Annotated in this window: 18 protein-coding genes; 16 read left to right on the top strand and 2 right to left on the bottom strand. The window is 48.2% G+C overall.

What is annotated here, in order from left to right; translation table 11 throughout:
• The first annotated feature begins 147 nt into the window (after positions 1-147).
• Both ABIB18_RS09055 and ABIB18_RS09050 read left to right on the top strand, forming a co-directional pair.
• Positions 148-804: a tellurite resistance TerB family protein gene (locus ABIB18_RS09055; RefSeq protein WP_089561412.1), complete on the top strand. Its 657-nt coding sequence runs from the start codon at positions 148-150 to the stop codon at positions 802-804.
• A gap of 114 nt (positions 805-918) precedes the next feature.
• On the top strand, positions 919-2,982 hold the full coding sequence (locus ABIB18_RS09050) for a prolyl oligopeptidase family serine peptidase (protein ID WP_354474009.1): 2,064 nt from the start codon (positions 919-921) through the stop codon (positions 2,980-2,982).
• On the opposite strand, the gene exoX is transcribed toward ABIB18_RS09050, so the two are convergent.
• Positions 2,976-3,647: an exodeoxyribonuclease X gene (gene exoX / locus ABIB18_RS09045; RefSeq protein ID WP_031377486.1), complete on the bottom strand. Its 672-nt coding sequence runs from the start codon at positions 3,645-3,647 to the stop codon at positions 2,976-2,978. The two genes, ABIB18_RS09050 and exoX, sit on opposite strands and share 7 nt — an antisense overlap.
• Positions 3,647-3,877, bottom strand: coding sequence for a DNA polymerase III subunit theta (locus tag ABIB18_RS09040; RefSeq protein ID WP_031377485.1), 231 nt, complete (start codon positions 3,875-3,877; stop codon positions 3,647-3,649). Before ABIB18_RS09040 ends, exoX begins: the two co-directional genes overlap by 1 nt.
• A 151-nt stretch (positions 3,878-4,028) precedes the next feature.
• On the opposite strand from ABIB18_RS09040, the gene copC reads away from it, so the two are divergent.
• The 14 genes from copC to ABIB18_RS08970 all read left to right on the top strand — a co-directional run bounded on the left by copC (position 4,029) and on the right by ABIB18_RS08970 (position 16,689).
• Positions 4,029-4,406, top strand: a complete 378-nt coding sequence (copC, locus tag ABIB18_RS09035; RefSeq protein ID WP_354474008.1) for a copper homeostasis periplasmic binding protein CopC — start codon at positions 4,029-4,031, stop codon at positions 4,404-4,406.
• Between the two features lie 5 nt (positions 4,407-4,411).
• Positions 4,412-5,287 (top strand): copper homeostasis membrane protein CopD, encoded by an 876-nt coding sequence (gene copD / locus ABIB18_RS09030; RefSeq protein ID WP_354474162.1) that lies wholly within the window; start codon positions 4,412-4,414, stop codon positions 5,285-5,287.
• Between the two features lie 30 nt (positions 5,288-5,317).
• Positions 5,318-5,665 (top strand): YebY family protein, encoded by a 348-nt coding sequence (locus tag ABIB18_RS09025; RefSeq protein WP_031377483.1) that lies wholly within the window; start codon positions 5,318-5,320, stop codon positions 5,663-5,665.
• A gap of 516 nt (positions 5,666-6,181) precedes the next feature.
• Complete coding sequence (gene adhP / locus ABIB18_RS09020) at positions 6,182-7,201, top strand: alcohol dehydrogenase AdhP (RefSeq protein ID WP_069728592.1); 1,020 nt, start codon at positions 6,182-6,184, stop codon at positions 7,199-7,201.
• A 235-nt stretch (positions 7,202-7,436) separates the two neighbouring features.
• Positions 7,437-7,574: a hypothetical protein gene (locus ABIB18_RS09015; RefSeq protein ID WP_354474007.1), complete on the top strand. Its 138-nt coding sequence runs from the start codon at positions 7,437-7,439 to the stop codon at positions 7,572-7,574.
• A gap of 755 nt (positions 7,575-8,329) precedes the next feature.
• The gene (locus tag ABIB18_RS09010) at positions 8,330-9,487 is read left to right on the top strand and encodes a DegT/DnrJ/EryC1/StrS family aminotransferase (RefSeq protein WP_354474006.1); all 1,158 of its coding nucleotides are present in this window, start codon (positions 8,330-8,332) and stop codon (positions 9,485-9,487) included.
• A 55-nt stretch (positions 9,488-9,542) separates the two neighbouring features.
• Positions 9,543-10,151 carry an acetyltransferase gene (locus tag ABIB18_RS09005; RefSeq protein ID WP_354474005.1) on the top strand — a complete coding sequence of 203 codons (609 nt, stop codon included), beginning with the start codon at positions 9,543-9,545 and terminating at the stop codon, positions 10,149-10,151.
• A 2-nt stretch (positions 10,152-10,153) separates the two neighbouring features.
• Positions 10,154-10,390: an acyl carrier protein gene (locus ABIB18_RS09000; protein WP_354474004.1), complete on the top strand. Its 237-nt coding sequence runs from the start codon at positions 10,154-10,156 to the stop codon at positions 10,388-10,390.
• Positions 10,391-10,393: 3 nt separating this feature from the next.
• Positions 10,394-11,140 (top strand): SDR family NAD(P)-dependent oxidoreductase, encoded by a 747-nt coding sequence (locus ABIB18_RS08995; protein WP_354474003.1) that lies wholly within the window; start codon positions 10,394-10,396, stop codon positions 11,138-11,140.
• A gap of 32 nt (positions 11,141-11,172) precedes the next feature.
• A complete protein-coding gene (locus ABIB18_RS08990) occupies positions 11,173-12,585 on the top strand; it encodes an AMP-binding protein (protein WP_354474002.1) in 1,413 nt (470 codons plus the stop codon).
• Complete coding sequence (locus ABIB18_RS08985) at positions 12,572-13,651, top strand: LuxE/PaaK family acyltransferase (protein WP_354474001.1); 1,080 nt, start codon at positions 12,572-12,574, stop codon at positions 13,649-13,651. Before ABIB18_RS08990 ends, ABIB18_RS08985 begins: the two co-directional genes overlap by 14 nt.
• The gene (locus ABIB18_RS08980; RefSeq protein ID WP_354474000.1) at positions 13,635-14,840 is read left to right on the top strand and encodes an acyl-CoA reductase; all 1,206 of its coding nucleotides are present in this window, start codon (positions 13,635-13,637) and stop codon (positions 14,838-14,840) included. Before ABIB18_RS08985 ends, ABIB18_RS08980 begins: the two co-directional genes overlap by 17 nt.
• A 58-nt stretch (positions 14,841-14,898) precedes the next feature.
• Positions 14,899-16,140 carry an HAD-IB family phosphatase gene (locus ABIB18_RS08975; RefSeq protein WP_354473999.1) on the top strand — a complete coding sequence of 414 codons (1,242 nt, stop codon included), beginning with the start codon at positions 14,899-14,901 and terminating at the stop codon, positions 16,138-16,140.
• Positions 16,141-16,689 (top strand): class I SAM-dependent methyltransferase, encoded by a 549-nt coding sequence (locus tag ABIB18_RS08970; RefSeq protein WP_354473998.1) that lies wholly within the window; start codon positions 16,141-16,143, stop codon positions 16,687-16,689.
• Positions 16,690-16,769 lie beyond the last annotated feature (80 nt).

Here is a 16,769-nt window from a genome sequence, read left to right as displayed (position 1 = left end):
AAATGCGCGCGCAGTATAAACGAAAACGTTTGCGTTCTCATCTTTCCTGCCCGCTGGCGGCTGTTTTGCCGTACTTTTCCCGCTCTGACGTTTCCTGACATCTTTTTCGTCAGGATGGCTGACTACCATCTAAAACAGGAGTGGAAGATGAATAACTGGTTACAACAGATTCAGTCGGTACTGGCAAAGAAGGGCGGTAATAGTCAGTCCGGGGGCGGCTTAAGCGATATGCTGGCGCCGGGTGCCTTAGGTGGGCTGGCGGGTATGCTGATTTCCAGTAAGTCGTCGCGCAAACTGTTAACCCGGTATGGTGGCAAAGCGCTGATTATTGGCGGTGGTGCCGCCGCCGGCGCGCTGCTGTGGAATAAATACAAACAGCGGGTGCGTGAAACCCACCAGGATGAGCCTGACTTTGGCGTGGCGCAGACGCCGGTCGACTTGCGGGCGGAGCGTCTGGTGACTGCGCTGGTGTTTGCTGCAAAGAGCGACGGTCATATCGACGATCAGGAACGTGCGGCGATTGAGCAGAATATTCAGCAGTCCGGCTATGGCAAAGATGCCGAACAGCTGATTCAGAAAGCGATGAGCCGCCCGCTCGATCCGCAGTGGCTGGCGGCTGGCGTCAAGAATGAAGAAGAGGCGCTGGAACTCTACTTCCTGAGCTGCGCCGCGATTGACGTCGACCATTTTATGGAACGCAGCTACCTGTCGGCGCTCGGCGACGCGCTTAAAATCCCGCAGGATGTCCGTGACGGCATCCAGCAGGATATCGTGGCGGAGAAGGCCCGCTTGCCCGCCAGTTAATCCTCACTGGCCACTTCCGGTGGCCAGCTTGTTGTTTCCGTACCAGCTGATGCTTGGCTTCCTGCGCCTTTGGTGCCACGCTTACAGATCATTACTTTCACGGAGACGGATGTCATGAAAGCACCCATCGCAAAAAAAATACCGCATGAGATGACGCTGCATGGTGAAACGCGCGTCGATAACTACTACTGGCTACGCGACGACAAACGTGAAGATAACGAAGTACTTGACTACCTGCGGGCTGAAAATAACTATGGCCGCAAAATCATGTCGACTCAGCAACCGCTGCAGGAACGGGTGCTGAAGGAGATCATTGACCGTCTGCCGCCGGAAGACCATTCGGTGCCCTATGTGAAGAACGGGTATCGTTATCAGAGTCGCTATCAGAGCGGCAATGAATATCCGGCTTATTATCGCCAGCCCGCTGCCAGCGAGGTGACTGATGAGTGGACGCTGCTGCTTGATGCCAATCAGCGTGCCTCCCACAGTGAGTTCTATACCATGGGCGCACTGCACATCAGCCCGGATAATCAGGTAATGGCGCTGGCCGAAGATTTCCTGTCACGGCGACAATATGGCATCCGCTTCCGCAATCTGCAGAGCGGTAGCTGGTATCCCGAAGTGTTGAGTAACGCCTCATCCAGCTTCGCCTGGGGCAACGACTCCCGCACCGTCTACTATGTCCAGAAACATCCGCAGACGCTGCTCTCTTATCAGGTATGGCGGCATGAGCTGGGTACGCCGCAGTCCGACGACCAGCTGGTGTATGAAGAGCGGGATGATACCTTTCACCTCAGCGTGCATAAAACCACCTCTAAGCAGTTCATCCTGATTGCGCTGTTCAGTACCACCACCAGCGAAATCCAGCTGATTGACGCTAACTTCCCGGACGCGCAGCCGCATGTGTTCCTGCCGCGTCGCCGCGATCATGAATACAGCCTCGATCACTACGATCATCAGTTCTTTATCCGGTCGAACCGTGACGGCAAGAACTTCGGGCTCTATCGCACCCGTTATCTGGCGGAATCCCGCTGGGAGACGCTGATCCCGGCGCGCGATCATGTGGTAATGGAAGATTTCCAGCTGTTCCGCGACTGGCTGGTGGTGGAGGAGCGGCAGCGCGGGCTGACCAGCCTGCGGCAGATCAACTGGGCCAGCGGCGAAAACAGCGGCATCGCCTTTGACGATCCGACCTATGTCACCTGGCTGGCCTACAACCCGTCGCCACGCACCAGTAAACTGCGCTACGGCTACTCCTCAATGACCACTCCGACCACGTTGTTTGAGCTGGATATGGATACCGGCGAGCGCCGCATCCTCAAGCAGAGCGCGGTCAAAGGCTTCAATGCGGACGATTATAAAAGTGAGCATCACTGGATTAAAGTCACTGATGGTACGGAAGTGCCGGTCTCGCTGGTCTATAACCGCAAATATTATCAGCCTGGTCAGAACCCGATGCTGGTATATGGCTACGGGGCCTACGGCAGCAGCATGGACGCCGATTTCAGCGTCAGCCGCCTCAGCCTGCTGGATCGCGGCTTTGTCTATGCGCTGGTCCAGGTACGCGGCGGCGGCGAGTTAGGCCAGCAATGGTACGACGCGGGTCGCCTGCTGAATAAGATGAACAGCTTTACCGATTTTATCGACGTGACTAACGCGCTGGTGGCGCGTGGATTCGGTCATCCTGAACGACTCTACGCAATGGGCGGCAGCGCCGGTGGTCTGCTGATGGGCGCGGTGATCAACATGGCACCGCAGCGGTTCCATGGCGTGGTGGCACAGGTACCGTTTGTCGATGTGGTGACGACCATGCTGGATGAGTCGATTCCGCTGACCACCGGTGAATATGACGAGTGGGGCAATCCTGAACAGGCGGAATATTATCACTACATCCGCCAGTACAGCCCCTACGACAACATTGAAGCCAAAGCCTATCCACATCTGCTGGTGACCACCGGTCTGCACGACTCGCAGGTGCAGTACTGGGAACCGGCCAAATGGGTGGCGAAGCTGAGATCGCTGAAAACCGATAACAACCTGCTGCTGCTGTGTACCGACATGGATGCCGGCCACGGCGGCAAGTCCGGCCGCTATAAAGCCTATGAAGGGGTGGCGATGGAGTACACCTTTATTCTCGGACTGGCGCAGGGCACGCTACCCCCGGCCGAAGATTACTGAGACTCACTAAGATATTTACGCAGCGCCTGCCGCAATGGCGGGCGCAAATCGGTCACGTTATCCAGCATCCATTTCAGGTAGCCCGGATCTTTACGGGCGATCACCGCAATCGCCTGGCCGCGGTATTTGCCGAACGGCAGAATATCGTCGCGCTGGGCCGCCGGTTGCGAACGCACAATCATTTCGGAGGCGCTCCAGCCCGAGGTCTCCATGATGCGAATCAACAGCGCGGCAGTGACATAACAGTCATACAGCGCGCGGTGCGCATGCAAATCCGCAGGTGGCGTCACGTCCAGCTTCAGCGAGTGCCGCAGCGCCTGGTTGCCATATTTAATCCCCGGCCACAGCTGACGCGCCAGCTGCATGGTGCAGATCCACTCTCCGTACATCTCCGGCAGCATGCGACGGTCAAAGCTGGCGTTATGCGCCACGTAGAAAGCACTGCCGTGGTAGCGCGAGATCGCCTGTTCGATGGTCGGCTTGTCGGCCACCATCGCTTCGGTAATGCGATGCACCGCCATCGCCTGACGGCTGATAGGGCGGTCGGGCAGGATCAGGTCGCTCATCGGATTGACTATCTGGCCGTTAATCACGTCGACCGAGGCCACTTCTACCACGCCGCCCTGCAGGCCGCAGGTTTCGGTATCAATTACGCGTAATATCATTATTTCATCTTCGGTTCATAAGGCAGACGCGACAGGCTGAGTGAGGCCTGGCGATAGTGCATCAGACGCTGGCGAAACCAGTCGCGCAGGGCTTCTGGCTGTTCCTGTGCGACCATCTCTGCGACCACCGGCATGTTATAGCGCTCTTTAAACGCCACGCCCGCTGCCGCCAGATCGACATTGATTTTGTCTTTCTCTTCACGGGATAGCTGGGCAAGGTTATGGCTCATAGTGTTCTCCTGATGATGTGGGGCAAAAGTAATGTTTTCGCCGGTCTGAATCAAGGGTTAAGGATCGCATCGCTGGCCTCGACACCACAAATAGAGCAGCGTATCCTTTCGCCACGTTTGTCGCGTCAACGGTTGTTAAAAGGATGATCTTATGCAGAAAAAACCGGTTTCCCGCATGATGATTGCGCTGGTGGCGGCCGCAGGCCTTGCCTTCAGTCAGTCTGCGCTGGCACATGCGCATCTTCAGTCATCAAACCCGGCGGCTGACGCGCAGGTGACCCATTCAACGGCTGCGCTGACGCTCAATTTTAGCGAAGATATCGAGGCGGCATTCAGCGGCGTCACGTTGCTGGATGCGGCCCAACAGCCGGTAGCAACCGGCAAAGCGCACGTTGAGTCAAAGCACGCCAGTCGTCTGATTATCGATCTGCCTCAGCCGCTTAACGCTGGCAGTTACCAGGTTAACTGGCATGTGCTGTCGGTCGATGGGCATAAAACCTCAGGAAGCTACCGCTTCAGCGTGAAATAATCGTGGTGGACTCCGTCTGGGTTATGCTGCGCGGGTTGCATTTTGCCGCCCTGATGCTGCTGACCGCCAGCGCATGTTATTGCGCGCTGCTGGCACCGGCGCGCTATCGTCCACGGCTGACGATCTGCTTAAATCCGTTATTGCAGTGGAGCGCGTGGCTGGCGCTGCTGAGTGCACTGGCGATGCTGGCCTGCCAGAACGTATTAATGAGCGGCGACAGTGCCAATCTGGCCGATAGCGCGGTCTGGCTGGCGGTACTCGGCACCCGCTTTGGCGCGGTGTGGCAGTGGGAGATGCTGTTCGGCGTCTTTGCTGTCGCAGGGCTATGGCTGAAGGGGCGGTTACGAGCGCAGACACTGCTGCTGGCGGGGGTGCTGCAACTGGCCGCTCTGGCCTTAACCGGACACGCGGCGATGCGCGAAGGCGGGCCCGGCGCGCTGCAGCAGATCAGTCAGGCGTTACATCTGACTGGCGCGGCGTTCTGGGCTGGTGGTTTATTACCGCTGCTGCTGTTGATGCGTGAAGCTCGCCAGATCGATCGCCGTACAGACGCTATCCGCACCATGATGCGTTTTTCCCGTTATGGTCATCTGGCCGTGGCGTTAACCCTGCTGACCGGGATGATCAACAGCCTGCTGATCCTCGGCTGGCCGCTGGCGTGGCCCGATTCACGTTACGTAGCTTTATTGCTGTGGAAAGTAGTGCTGGTGGCATTGATGGTGCTGGTGGCGCTGATTAACCGTTACTGGCTGGTGCCACGCTTCCGTCTGGCGGGCAGTGGGACGCAGCAAAAATTTATCCGCATGACCCAGCTTGAACTGCTGCTGGCGTGTGGAGTGGTTGGGCTGGTCAGCGTTTTTGCCACGCTGTCGCCAGCCTGAATATTATTAAGAAATGCGTAAAGGTAAGTTATGTTGCTGAAGAAAGTGATTCCCGCAGTCCTGTTGTTATCCGTATGCGGCCAGGCGCTGGCGGCGCAGATCATTACCGTCAGCCGCTTTGAAATCGGCAAAGACAAGTGGCCGTTTAACCGCGAAGAGGTGATGCTGACCTGTGAGAAAGACGGTTCACTGTTTGCCATCAACCCCAGCACCCTGATGCAGTATCCGTTGAATGATAAAGCGGATCAGCTGTTCAAAACCAAGCAGGTGAAGGCACAACCGATCAGCGTGATTCAGAGCGAAGATAAAGCCAATCCAGGCCATATGATGAGCCTGCAGCCGATCATTGAGCGTACCCAGGCGCTGTGCGGTAAATAAACCCGCCGGGTGCAGTGCTGCGCTGCACCCGAATTCTGCTGTTTTCTGCCGTTGCGATCACAAACTGTTTCAGTTTCCGGCCCTCAGCCTCGCGTTAACTGGCAAAACCTCTGCGCTGTTCTAATCTTAACTTGCAAGGCGAAACCGCCTGCAAGAATGCCAACTTTTAGCGCACGGCTCCCTGAGAGCCATTTCCCTGGACCGAATATAGGAATCGTATTCGGTCTTTTTTTGTCTGGTGTTTCGCAATAATTAATTTAGTAAAATCAAGTAGTTAATCTCATACTGCTGCCTTCTGTTCTACTCTGCCGGAACCTGTGCCGCCTTAATTCAGCGTGTATTCAACAGCTGCTGATCGGGTTTATGACTGATAGGCGCAGAAGTTCTGCGCGTTAATCAATCACAAGCAGCTTTACCTGAACAACCCCTCAACGCCGCCACTCTCAGCCCGCCAGCAAACTTGTGATCACTGGCGTTTGGCTTATCCTTAAGGCTTAATCAAAGGGAGGTATGTTTATGAAGGCTGCAATTGCTACGCGTGAGCACCAGGTTGATGTTGTAGAGAAAACTCTGCGCCCGCTGAAGAATGGCGAGGCACGGTTGCGGATGGAGTGCTGCGGAGTTTGCCATACCGATCTGCACGTCAAAAACGGTGATTTTGGCGATAAAACGGGCGTGACGCTCGGGCATGAGGGTATTGGTATCGTTGAGGAAGTGGCGCCCGATGTCACCTCGCTTAAGCCGGGCGATCGCGCCAGCGTGGCGTGGTTCTTCAAAGGCTGCGGCCACTGCGAATACTGTAATTCAGGAAATGAAACACTCTGTCGCGATGTGGTGAATGCCGGTTATACCGTTGACGGCGGCATGGCTGAAGAGTGCATTGTGGTAGCGGATTATTCGGTTAAAGTGCCTGAAGGTCTTGACCCTTACGCCGCCAGCAGTGTTACCTGCGCTGGCGTCACCACCTATAAGGCAGTGAAAGTATCAGAGGTTAAACCGGGTCAGTGGATTGCGATCTACGGCCTCGGCGGATTGGGCAACCTCGCATTACAGTACGCGAAGAATGTTTTTAACGCCAAAGTGATCGCCATCGATATCAGCGATGGTCAGCTTGAACTGGCGAAACAGATGGGTGCCGATCTGGTGGTTAACTCCGCTACTGAAGATGCGGCCGCAATCATTCAGGAAAAAACCGGTGGCGCACATGCAGCGGTAGTCACTGCCGTTGCCAAAGCGGCATTTAACTCGGCCGTGGACGCGGTCAGAGCCGGTGGTCGGGTGGTGGCTGTCGGGCTGCCGCCTGAAGAGATGAGCCTGAATATTCCGCGACTGGTGCTTGATGGCATTCAGGTGGTCGGCTCGCTGGTCGGAACGCGTAACGATCTGGCAGAAGCTTTCCAGTTTGCTGCTGAAGGGAAAGTGGTGCCTAAAGTCACCAAAAGGAAGATCGGCGAGATCAATACCATCTTTGATGAGATGATTCAGGGAACAATCCGCGGAAGAATGGTGATCGACTTTACCAATCAGTCCGCCTGATCAGCACCAGCAATCCCGAATTTAAGCCCGCGCAGTGCGGGCTTTTTTACGCCTGGAGCGTGATAACGCAGGGCCGGGCAGTCATCCATCAAACCTCATCAGCCTCATCAGTATCCTTCAATAATTAATAAGTTCTGCTTTATGTTTCCTGATGTGTCTCTGACTTGCACTTTACCGGTAACATTATAATGTGAAGGGGAAGTAACTAATACACACAACACAAAGAGGGATATTTATGGCGAAACATCATTGGATAAAAACCATTGAAATAACAGCAATTGTGCTGTTCATGCTGGTGCTGGCTTACCTTGCGGTCACTGGCGTTTTATCATCGACCGGATTCGATCACTCATGGCCATATCCAACTAAGTAACAGAGCTTTGCACCAGGGAAACTCGTCTTCTGATAAATATAATCAATAAAATGCCCGTTGCGAGGCACACTGTCAGAACACAAAATAATCAGCAAGGTGTTATCAGCAGGATTTGCTCATTAACAAGGGCACCGAATCCGATCGGCAGCACTTGCCGTAAGTTTCCCCCACGAGCAGGTTAGTTCAAAAGGCTGGTTTACGCATCAGGCGTGGGCAGGCCAGTATTACAGTCTGGCAAACGTAATAATTTGGCAAACGTAACAATGGGAATGATGACAAGTTATGAAGCCTGCCGGTCAAAAATCAGGTTGTACGATACGCTTTCGAAAAAAGATTGATTCCGCTCATCATAAGGTGACTGGTTAAAAGCCTATGTTCACAGTGACAGGTTCTTACTGACTGAGTACCAATGCAAAATTAAACGGAAAAGTAGTTGTATTAAAATATATAAGATAAAAATCAAATTTTCCGTTGAATCAGAAGTCATACATTTGTTGTACTCAAACCTGGTCAAAATATTATAGCCAGCCTTATCATGCCTGATTTACAGAACATAGATTATAACCTCTATTTATCAGCGCATAACATAATTAATAAGATAGTCGGGTCAAAAGCGCTTAATACGGCTGATATCGTTGCCTTTTTCGGTTATTAATGATTTTGTATTATTGCTATAATCCATTGTCTCTCAACCATGAGAGTAATCAGAAATAAATCGGTTAAATTAAACAGTAGTTTCACAGGGGTATACCAGGATGGATAGGAATAACGATATTTATGTGACCAGACCCCTGTTACCTCCGCTATCAGAATTTTATCCATATCTGGAGGATATCTGGAAAAACAGGCAGTTAACGAATAATGGCCCTTTCCATCGCCAGCTGGAACAGGCTCTGGCAGACTATTTAGGGTGTAAGCACATTTCATTATTTGCGAATGGCACGCTGGCACTGCTGTGTGCGATTCGAGCACTGCGGATTAGTGGGGAAGTTATTACCACACCTTATTCTTTTGTTGCTACTTCTCATTCGCTTTCCTGGAATGGCCTGAAGCCGGTGTTTGTTGACATTGATCCTATTACCGGAAACCTGGATCCCAATAAAATCGAGCAGGCTATTACACCTCAGACAACGGCAATATTGCCGGTTCACTGTTATGGCATCCCTGCGGACGTAGAAAAAATTGATGCGCTGGCGAAAAAGCATGGGTTGAAGGTAATTTATGATGCTGCGCACGCTTTTGGCGTAACCCGTGATGGTAATTCAATTTTGAATTTTGGTGATTTATCCATAATCAGCTTCCATGCTACTAAAGTATTTAACACCATTGAAGGCGGTGCGATTATATGTCCCGATCTGGAAACCAAACGTCATATTGATCGTTTAAAAAACTTTGGTTTTTCAAGTGAAACCACAGTAGATGCTATTGGTATAAATGCCAAGATGAACGAATTGCAAGCCGCTTTTGGATTGCTACAGCTTAAGCATATTGATCATGCGCTCTTACAGCGGAAAGCGTGCTACCAGCGATACAGACAAGCCTTTGCTCACTTCGCAGGAGTGAAAATTATTCAACCTGATGCACATGTAAGCTGGAACTATGCTTATTTTCCGTTATTTATTGGTGCGGACTTAAACTGCAGTCGCGATGAGCTTTATGCCGCTTTAAAAAACCAGGGGATAATGGCTCGCCGTTATTTCTTTCCCCTGATCAGCGATTTTCCGGTTTACTCCGGCCTGGCAAGCGCGAATCCGGACAATCTACCGGTATCGCGGCAACTGGCAGACCAGGTGCTTTGCCTGCCAATCTATGCAGGTTTATCTGCGGAGGATCAACAGCGCGTGATTAACGTTGTTCTCAACGTGGCCGCTAAGCTTCGCTCCGATAGCGTTAAAGAGCGAGAAACAGTATGAAGCTCGGAATTTATGGGGCGGGGGGTTAGGGCGAGAAGTTTTCGCGCTGGCCAGCGTGATTAATGCAAAAGATCAGCGCTGGACGAGTATTTTTTTTATTGATGACATTCATCCTAATCGACTATTGAACAATGTTTCTGTTATCGAATTCAGAGCAGCAGTTAATATTAAAGATATTGAATGCGTGGTTGCAGTAGGCGAACCAATGCTCAGGAATGAATTAATAAAAAAAATAAAGACTAGTGGTATTCCGTTGGCTACGCTGGTACATCCTGATGTAGATATAAGCACCTCAACTTTTTTAGGGGAGGGCGTTGTAGTCTGCAAACAGGCGTTTATCTCTTGCGATTGTGTGATAAGTAATAATGCCTTTATACAGCCGCAGGTTTGTATTGGTCATGACTGTCATGTTGGTGAGAATAGCATAATTTCTCCAGGCGTAATGCTGGGTGGAAACTGTGAGGTTGGTAAGGATGTTTTTATAGGTCTGAATGCCTGCACCAAAGAAAAAATACGTATAGGAAATAATGTGATTATTAGTATGGGGTCAGTTGTTTTCAATGACGTTAAAGAAAATGTCATTGCATTAGGTAATCCCGCCAGGGTGATGCGAAACAATGAAGATAAAAAAATTTTCCAGCATCCAACAGCAAAAAGTGAATAATTATGGAAAGCATAGCATTATATAATAAGGCCTTTCTCGATATTTTTATGCTAGCAGAGAAAGACCTGGTTACCCTGAAATATCATGATGTACCAGAGTGGGATTCTGTAGGTCATATGATGCTCATAACAGCAATAGAAGAAGCATTTGATATTATGTTTGACACCGAAGATATTATTGGCTTTTCCTCATGGGAAAAAGGAAAGTTAATATTAGCGAAATATGATGTGGTGCTTTGAGAAATGCGTCTTCTCGATGGGAAAAACGTATTCATTACAGGGGCAAGTAAAGGCATTGGCTGGGCTTTAGCGCAAGCTTTCGCGGAGAATGGCGCCAACATTTTTGCTCACTCCCGCAGTGAGGATAGCCAGTGGCAGGAAGCATTGGAGTGTTTAGCTAAAAAAAATGGCGTTACGATCTGGCCATGTTACTTTGATATGACAGATTATGCTGCGATGAAAAAAGCCCTTAACAGCATAAAGGCTAATAATTCGTCTGTCGACATACTGATCAATAACGCAGGCGTTATGACAAACGCACTGTTTCAAATGACGACAGATGAGATGTTGCGCCAGCAGTTCGAAGTGAATTTTTTTTCCATTTTCATGCTAACACAATATATTTCCAGATTGATGACGAAGAAAAATAGCGGCAGCATTATCAATATCTCTTCAGTAGTGGCTATTGAGGGGAGTGCGGGTCAATCAGCTTATAGCGCTGCAAAAGCGGCAGTGATTGCTTTTTCTAAATCGATAGCCGCTGAACTGGGCGAAAAAAACATCAGGGTTAACTGCATTGCGCCTGGCATTATCGACACGACTCTGCTGCACAGCCTGCCTGTACAGCGACTTGAGAAAACTAAAAATAAAACATTATTAAAGCGATACGGTTTACCCGCTGAAGTCGCCTCGACGGCTGTTTTTCTTGCTTCAGAACTGGCAGCCTACATTACCGGGCAGGTTATCAGAGTAGACGGTGGATTAAAATAGTTTGCTAATTGTCATCAGGAGTTATTAAAACCATGTTTCCAGATATGGAACAACATAACCCGGCGGCAATTGCTGCCATCGATGAAAAAGGGCATGAGTTAAGTTATGGCCAGCTTCACGAACAGGGAAAGCATCTTGCCGATATTATTCCATCTCACTCCCTGGTGTTTTTATTTTGTGAAAATAGCTTTGCTTCACTGATGGGTTATGTCGCGTTTCTTACGCATAAAATAGTCCCTTTAATGCTCGATAAAGACCTGGATAACCAGTTTATTGACACGTTAACGGTAACTTATCGACCTGGATGGTACTGGCGGCCGCAGCACAAAGATGGCCCCGATCCGGCAGCACTGTTCAGGTATGAAAATTATGAACTGATACCAACAGGACTGGCCACTTTCCCTCTAAGTGAAGATCTGGCTTTACTGGTATCGACATCGGGTTCAACCGGCAGTCCCCGTCTGGTTCGACAAAGCATGAGCAACATTTATGCTAACGCATTAAGTATTGCCAGCTATTTGAAAATTGATCAACGTGAACGGGCGATAGTAAATTTGCCGATGAGCTACGTCTATGGATTGTCTATTATCAACAGTCACTTACTGCGCGGAGCCACATTATTATTAACAACCAAAGCGGTCACGCAGCGTGAATTTTGGCAATTTGTAACTCAGTATTCTGCCAGCTCACTGGCTGGCGTGCCCTATACCTGGGAAATGTTGCGGCGGTTAGGTTTCACGAAAATGCACCTTCCCGCGCTCAAAACACTGACACAGGCGGGGGGTAAGTTAGCGCCAGAGTTGCACAAGGCATTTGCAAGTTATGCTCGCCAGCATAATAAATCTTTCGTGGTAATGTACGGCGCGGCGGAAGCAACTTCGCGTATGGCATGGCTGCCGCCAGAAAGATCGCTTGATAAAATCGGCAGTATAGGCAAAGCCATTCCCGGCGGGCGTTTTATCATCATTGACGATCAAGGTAATGAGATTGACGATTATAACAAAGCCGGCGAACTGGTCTACTTTGGCCCTAATGTAATGCTCGGCTATGCTGAGTCGGGGAGCGATCTCAACAAAGGGGATGAGTGTCTTGGACGGTTAGCGACCGGAGATATCGCCCGCTGTGATGAAGAAGGTTATTTCACAATCGTTGGGCGAAAAAGTCGTTTTATCAAGCTTTTTGGGCACCGTATCGCACTTGATGAGCTCGAAGCTATCATTCACTCCGCTTTTCCCTTTCTGGAATATGTCTGTGTCGCAGAGGATCAAAGAGTTATTTTATATATCACTGATGAAAAATACTCTCATGTGATCAGGTCATTCGTCTGTAAAAAAATTCAGCTCTCGCCAGCGACGGTTAAAGTAAAAATAATTCCTGTCATTCCCAGAAATACTGCCGGCAAAATACTCTATTCAAAACTGGAATCCCCTCATGGACTGCTGTGAAGAGATGCTGTTATCGCCATTTTCGCTTAAACAGCATGAAAAGCAGAAGCTGATGACACAGCGGTTGAAAAAACTGACCCGACATCACTACAAAAATTGTAGCGCTTATCAGAGAATTATGGATGCACTGGGAGTGCAAATGAAGCATCTACAGTCGCTGGAAACGATCCCTTTTTTGCCGGTGTCGCTGTTTAAGCAAATGGAGTTGGTCAGTGTGGGTCAGGAACAGCTGGTAAAAATTATGACCTCCTCCGGAACCAGTGGGCAGAAGTTATCTAAAATTTGTCTGGATAAGATAACCGCAATAAATCAGCAAAAAGCATTGGTTAAGATTGTCAGCGATTTTACCGGACAGGCACGTATGCCGATGTTAATCATTGATACGCCTGACGTAATGGCTAACCGTAATTCATTTTCTGCGCGCGGAGCGGGTATCCTCGGCTTCTCCCTTTTTGGCAGTGAAAAAACATGGGCATTAAAAAGTGATATGTCGCTGGATATGCCAGCAATCAGCCATTTTTTACAAAAGCATCGTGGGAAAAGAGTATTGATTTTTGGTTTTACATTTATTATCTGGCAGCACTTTTATAAACAGCTTCTTCAAATCAATCAAAAAATAGATTTGTCATCAGGAATATTAATACACGGAGGCGGCTGGAAAAAGTTGATTTCAGCCGCCGTATCTCCAGAGTATTTTTCAGCTGCGTTACAGCGACAGTGTGGAATAGCACATAATCACGATTATTATGGGATGGTTGAACAGACCGGAACAATCTTTATGCAATGTGAGTATGGTCATCTCCATGCCAGTGTTTTCTCAGACATTATTATTCGAAATCCTATCGATTTTTCAGTGTGTCGGCATGGAGAACCCGGCATCATTCAGGTGCTCTCCGTCATTCCTGTATCTTATCCTGGACACGCTTTACTCACAGAAGATAGAGGGGTCATTCTGGGTATCGACGATTGCCCCTGCGGTCGATATGGGAAATATTTTAGCGTAATCGGGCGAGTAGAGAATGCCGAATTAAGAGGGTGCAGTGATACCTATGCCGAACAGTTTTGAAAATGTCACCTTTTTGGTGGGTGATCAACATGTTGCGAACGGGATGCTTGCTCAGCGGACATTTCAGCCATTTGAAAATTTTATCATTGATTTTCTGGATGAGTTTTCGCGGAGACTGTTTAGAAACCCGATTGCTAAGGCCTGGCCTGATGTCATTACGCTGGCGTTCTGGTGTCGAAAAAAGGCGTTATTAAAACAGAAGTCTGCATATCCAGATTTATCGAGACGAACCGGACGAGGTTTAGCCTTCCATATTGCACCCTCGAACGTTGCAACAAACTTTGCATGGTCCTTAGTTGCAGGTTTACTCAGTGGTAACTGTAATCTTGTTCGGGTGCCGTCACGCTCCTTTCCACAGGTCTCTGTTATCTGTGAAGAGCTAAATAATGTACTGCGAAATCGCCCTGACATTGTGCCTTATCTCTGTCTGGTACGTTATGCCAGAGAATCTGGTTTGACCGATATCTTCTCTGGCTGGTGTGATACCCGCCTGATCTGGGGCGGGGACGAAACTATTTCAGCTGTTCGAAAATCACCGATACCCTCGCGTAGTCTCGATTTAACTTTTACAAAACGTCATTCCCTGATGCTGATTGATGCCAGTCATTATCTTACACTGATCAATAAACGTGCAGTCGCAGACGGATTCTATAACGATACCTACCTGATGGATCAGAATGCCTGTACCTCTCCTCAGCTTGTCGTATGGTTGGGAACAAAGGCTGATAAGGAGCAAGCGCGCACACATTTTTGGGCTGAATTAGAAATTTTAGTAAACAAACGATATCAACTACAGCCGATTACTGCATTAAGAAAGTTTGATCGTTTTTGCCACCATGCTGCAATGAGCGGCAGTGTAAAAAAAGCCTCAACGGCATCTAATCTGATCTTTCGCCTTCTGCTGGACAAACTTGATAAGTCTACAATGACGCAAACTGAAGCCGGCGGATACTTTCTGGAGTATCTTGCCGATGATATCAGTGAAATTTTACCTGTATGCGGTAATCGTTGTCAGACACTTGCTTTTTCGGGCGTTAGCTCAAAACATATAGAAGACTTTCTAAAACGGTATCGCCCTGCAGGCGTTGACAGGGTGGTTCCACTTGGCCAGACGCTGGATTTTAATCTCAAATGGGATGGCTACGATCTGATCTACTCGTTATCACGATATACAACGTTTGCAGATTAATAATGAAAAATTACGCATGCAAAATATACGATGAATTTTCTGCCTGGAATAGACAACCATGGAAAAAATAATTTTTCTTTTCGACCTGGACGGCACAATAACAGCAGAGGAGTCTTTAGCTGAAATTGGGGAGTCATTTCACCTTTCTCCAGAAATGGTTGATCTCACAAATCAGACAATAAAAGGCAATGTTCCTTTTGTAGAAAGCTTTATCCGCCGGGTGGAGATACTTAAGAAAATTCCGGTGTCATCTATCCGGGAGAGAATGACGAAAATTGCATTACTAACGGATGTTGTTAACTTCATCGAAAAAAATTCTGATGTTTGTCGCGTCGTTACCAGCAATGTAGATGCATGGATCGCTGATTTAACCAAGAATATTGGCTGCAAATATTATTCTTCAGAAGGATTGGTGGTTGATGATAAATTAGTCAGATTAACGAAGATTTTAAAAAAAGAAGAGATTGTATTGCGTTATAAAGAGTCTGGTTATTACGTCGTTTTTATTGGTGATGGGCATAATGACAGTGAAGCGATGCGCTGTGCGGATATCGCCATTGCAAGTGGTATAGTTCATGAACCTGCAAAAACACTATTGACTGTCGCCAGTCATTGCGTATATAGCCAGAAGGCGCTGGTAAGGTTACTGGAGCAAATTAAAACGCCTTCGCCAGGTAAATCATTAGTATTAAGTTGCGCCGGCATAGGTTCACGGTTAGGGCTTGCGAAAACAAAGGCATTAATTGAGTTCAACCACAAGTCGCTGATTGAATTGCAGTTAGAGAAATTCACACGTGTCGAAGATGTACGAATTGTTGTCGGCTTCCAGTATTCTGATGTCATTGAAACGGTGCTTAAGATCAGGCAGGATGTCATTTTTGTTTTTAATCATGACTACTTTCATACAAAAACTGGAACCAGTCTTTTTCTTGGCGCCAGACATGCTAAAGAATATATTCTTGCGTGGGATGGCGATCTGATTGTTCATCCAGATGATATTACCCGTTGCCTTGAATACGATGGTGAGTATGTTGGATGTAGCAGGGTTATTTCAGATGACCCGGTTTATGTTAATGTAAACGAGAAGGGTTATGTTGTTAATTTTTCTCATTCATCAGGGGATTATGAATGGTCTGGTCCTGCTTGTTTGAAGAAAAACAAAATAAAGTACACGACGATGAATGTGTTCGATCAAATTATCGATCTACTACCATTGCCAGCACTAAAAATAAAAGCTCAGGATATTGACACCTATGCTGACTATATCAATGCAAAAATACTAATAGAGAAGTGGGGTTAGATGAGTAAAAAACACATTCTTAATTATTACGAGGAAATGGCTAAAACAATCAAATCTCCGCTGGAAACTCGTAACAAAGCAAAGGATTCTACCTGTTACGATGTTGCGCTAATGAGAGGTTTTGCTGATAAAAATTACGATTTATTGGATCTGGGAACCGGCACTGGCTTAATGATAAATCCTCTGGTCGATGATTTCAGGACCATCGTCGCAATTGAAAAATACCAAGGGTTTACCGAGTTTATTTCCAAAAGCTCTTCCGTAGAAATAATTAATACTGATATTATGGATTTTACTACAACCCGGTCATTTGATGTGATATCAATTTTTGGTGTTATGAATTATTTTAACCAAAAGGAGGCTGAGGAACTATATAAAAAAATTGCGGGGCTTTTACATAAAAACAATAAATTTGTTTCGATTGTCAAACATCAGATGGGACTGAGAGAAAGTTTTACCGTCAACGGTTGGTCAGAGGAGTTAAATAAAAATTATTATGCTGAATATCGACATGTTGATCTTGAAATGGAGATGGGCTTTGTTGAATAAATCAGATTTCGGGTAAGTCTCCCCCGTAGCGGGTTGTGTTTTCAGGCAATACGCACGCTTTCAGGTATACCTGCTTTCGT

The sequence above is a fragment of the Pantoea sp. UYEF8 genome (genome assembly GCF_040546285.1).
Classification (GTDB): Bacteria; Pseudomonadota; Gammaproteobacteria; order Enterobacterales; family Enterobacteriaceae; genus Pantoea; species Pantoea brenneri.
This window is presented reverse-complemented; position numbering and strand designations above follow the sequence as displayed.

What these genes read in the sequence shown, in the direction of transcription:
- copC (WP_354474008.1), top strand. Translation starts at nt 4,029, where the DNA reads ATGCAGAAAAAACCGGTTTCCCGCATGATGATTGCGCTGGTGGCGGCC.
- ABIB18_RS09055 (WP_089561412.1), top strand. Translation starts at nt 148, where the DNA reads ATGAATAACTGGTTACAACAGATTCAGTCGGTACTGGCAAAGAAGGGC.
- exoX (WP_031377486.1), bottom strand. Translation starts at nt 3,647, where the DNA reads ATGATATTACGCGTAATTGATACCGAAACCTGCGGCCTGCAGGGCGGC.
- adhP (WP_069728592.1), top strand. Translation starts at nt 6,182, where the DNA reads ATGAAGGCTGCAATTGCTACGCGTGAGCACCAGGTTGATGTTGTAGAG.
- ABIB18_RS09050 (WP_354474009.1), top strand. Translation starts at nt 919, where the DNA reads ATGAAAGCACCCATCGCAAAAAAAATACCGCATGAGATGACGCTGCAT.
- ABIB18_RS09040 (WP_031377485.1), bottom strand. Translation starts at nt 3,877, where the DNA reads ATGAGCCATAACCTTGCCCAGCTATCCCGTGAAGAGAAAGACAAAATC.
- ABIB18_RS08970 (WP_354473998.1), top strand. Translation starts at nt 16,141, where the DNA reads ATGAGTAAAAAACACATTCTTAATTATTACGAGGAAATGGCTAAAACA.
- ABIB18_RS08995 (WP_354474003.1), top strand. Translation starts at nt 10,394, where the DNA reads ATGCGTCTTCTCGATGGGAAAAACGTATTCATTACAGGGGCAAGTAAA.
- ABIB18_RS08985 (WP_354474001.1), top strand. Translation starts at nt 12,572, where the DNA reads ATGGACTGCTGTGAAGAGATGCTGTTATCGCCATTTTCGCTTAAACAG.
- ABIB18_RS08980 (WP_354474000.1), top strand. Translation starts at nt 13,635, where the DNA reads ATGCCGAACAGTTTTGAAAATGTCACCTTTTTGGTGGGTGATCAACAT.
- ABIB18_RS09025 (WP_031377483.1), top strand. Translation starts at nt 5,318, where the DNA reads ATGTTGCTGAAGAAAGTGATTCCCGCAGTCCTGTTGTTATCCGTATGC.
- ABIB18_RS09015 (WP_354474007.1), top strand. Translation starts at nt 7,437, where the DNA reads ATGGCGAAACATCATTGGATAAAAACCATTGAAATAACAGCAATTGTG.
- ABIB18_RS08975 (WP_354473999.1), top strand. Translation starts at nt 14,899, where the DNA reads ATGGAAAAAATAATTTTTCTTTTCGACCTGGACGGCACAATAACAGCA.
- ABIB18_RS09000 (WP_354474004.1), top strand. Translation starts at nt 10,154, where the DNA reads ATGGAAAGCATAGCATTATATAATAAGGCCTTTCTCGATATTTTTATG.
- ABIB18_RS08990 (WP_354474002.1), top strand. Translation starts at nt 11,173, where the DNA reads ATGTTTCCAGATATGGAACAACATAACCCGGCGGCAATTGCTGCCATC.
- ABIB18_RS09010 (WP_354474006.1), top strand. Translation starts at nt 8,330, where the DNA reads ATGGATAGGAATAACGATATTTATGTGACCAGACCCCTGTTACCTCCG.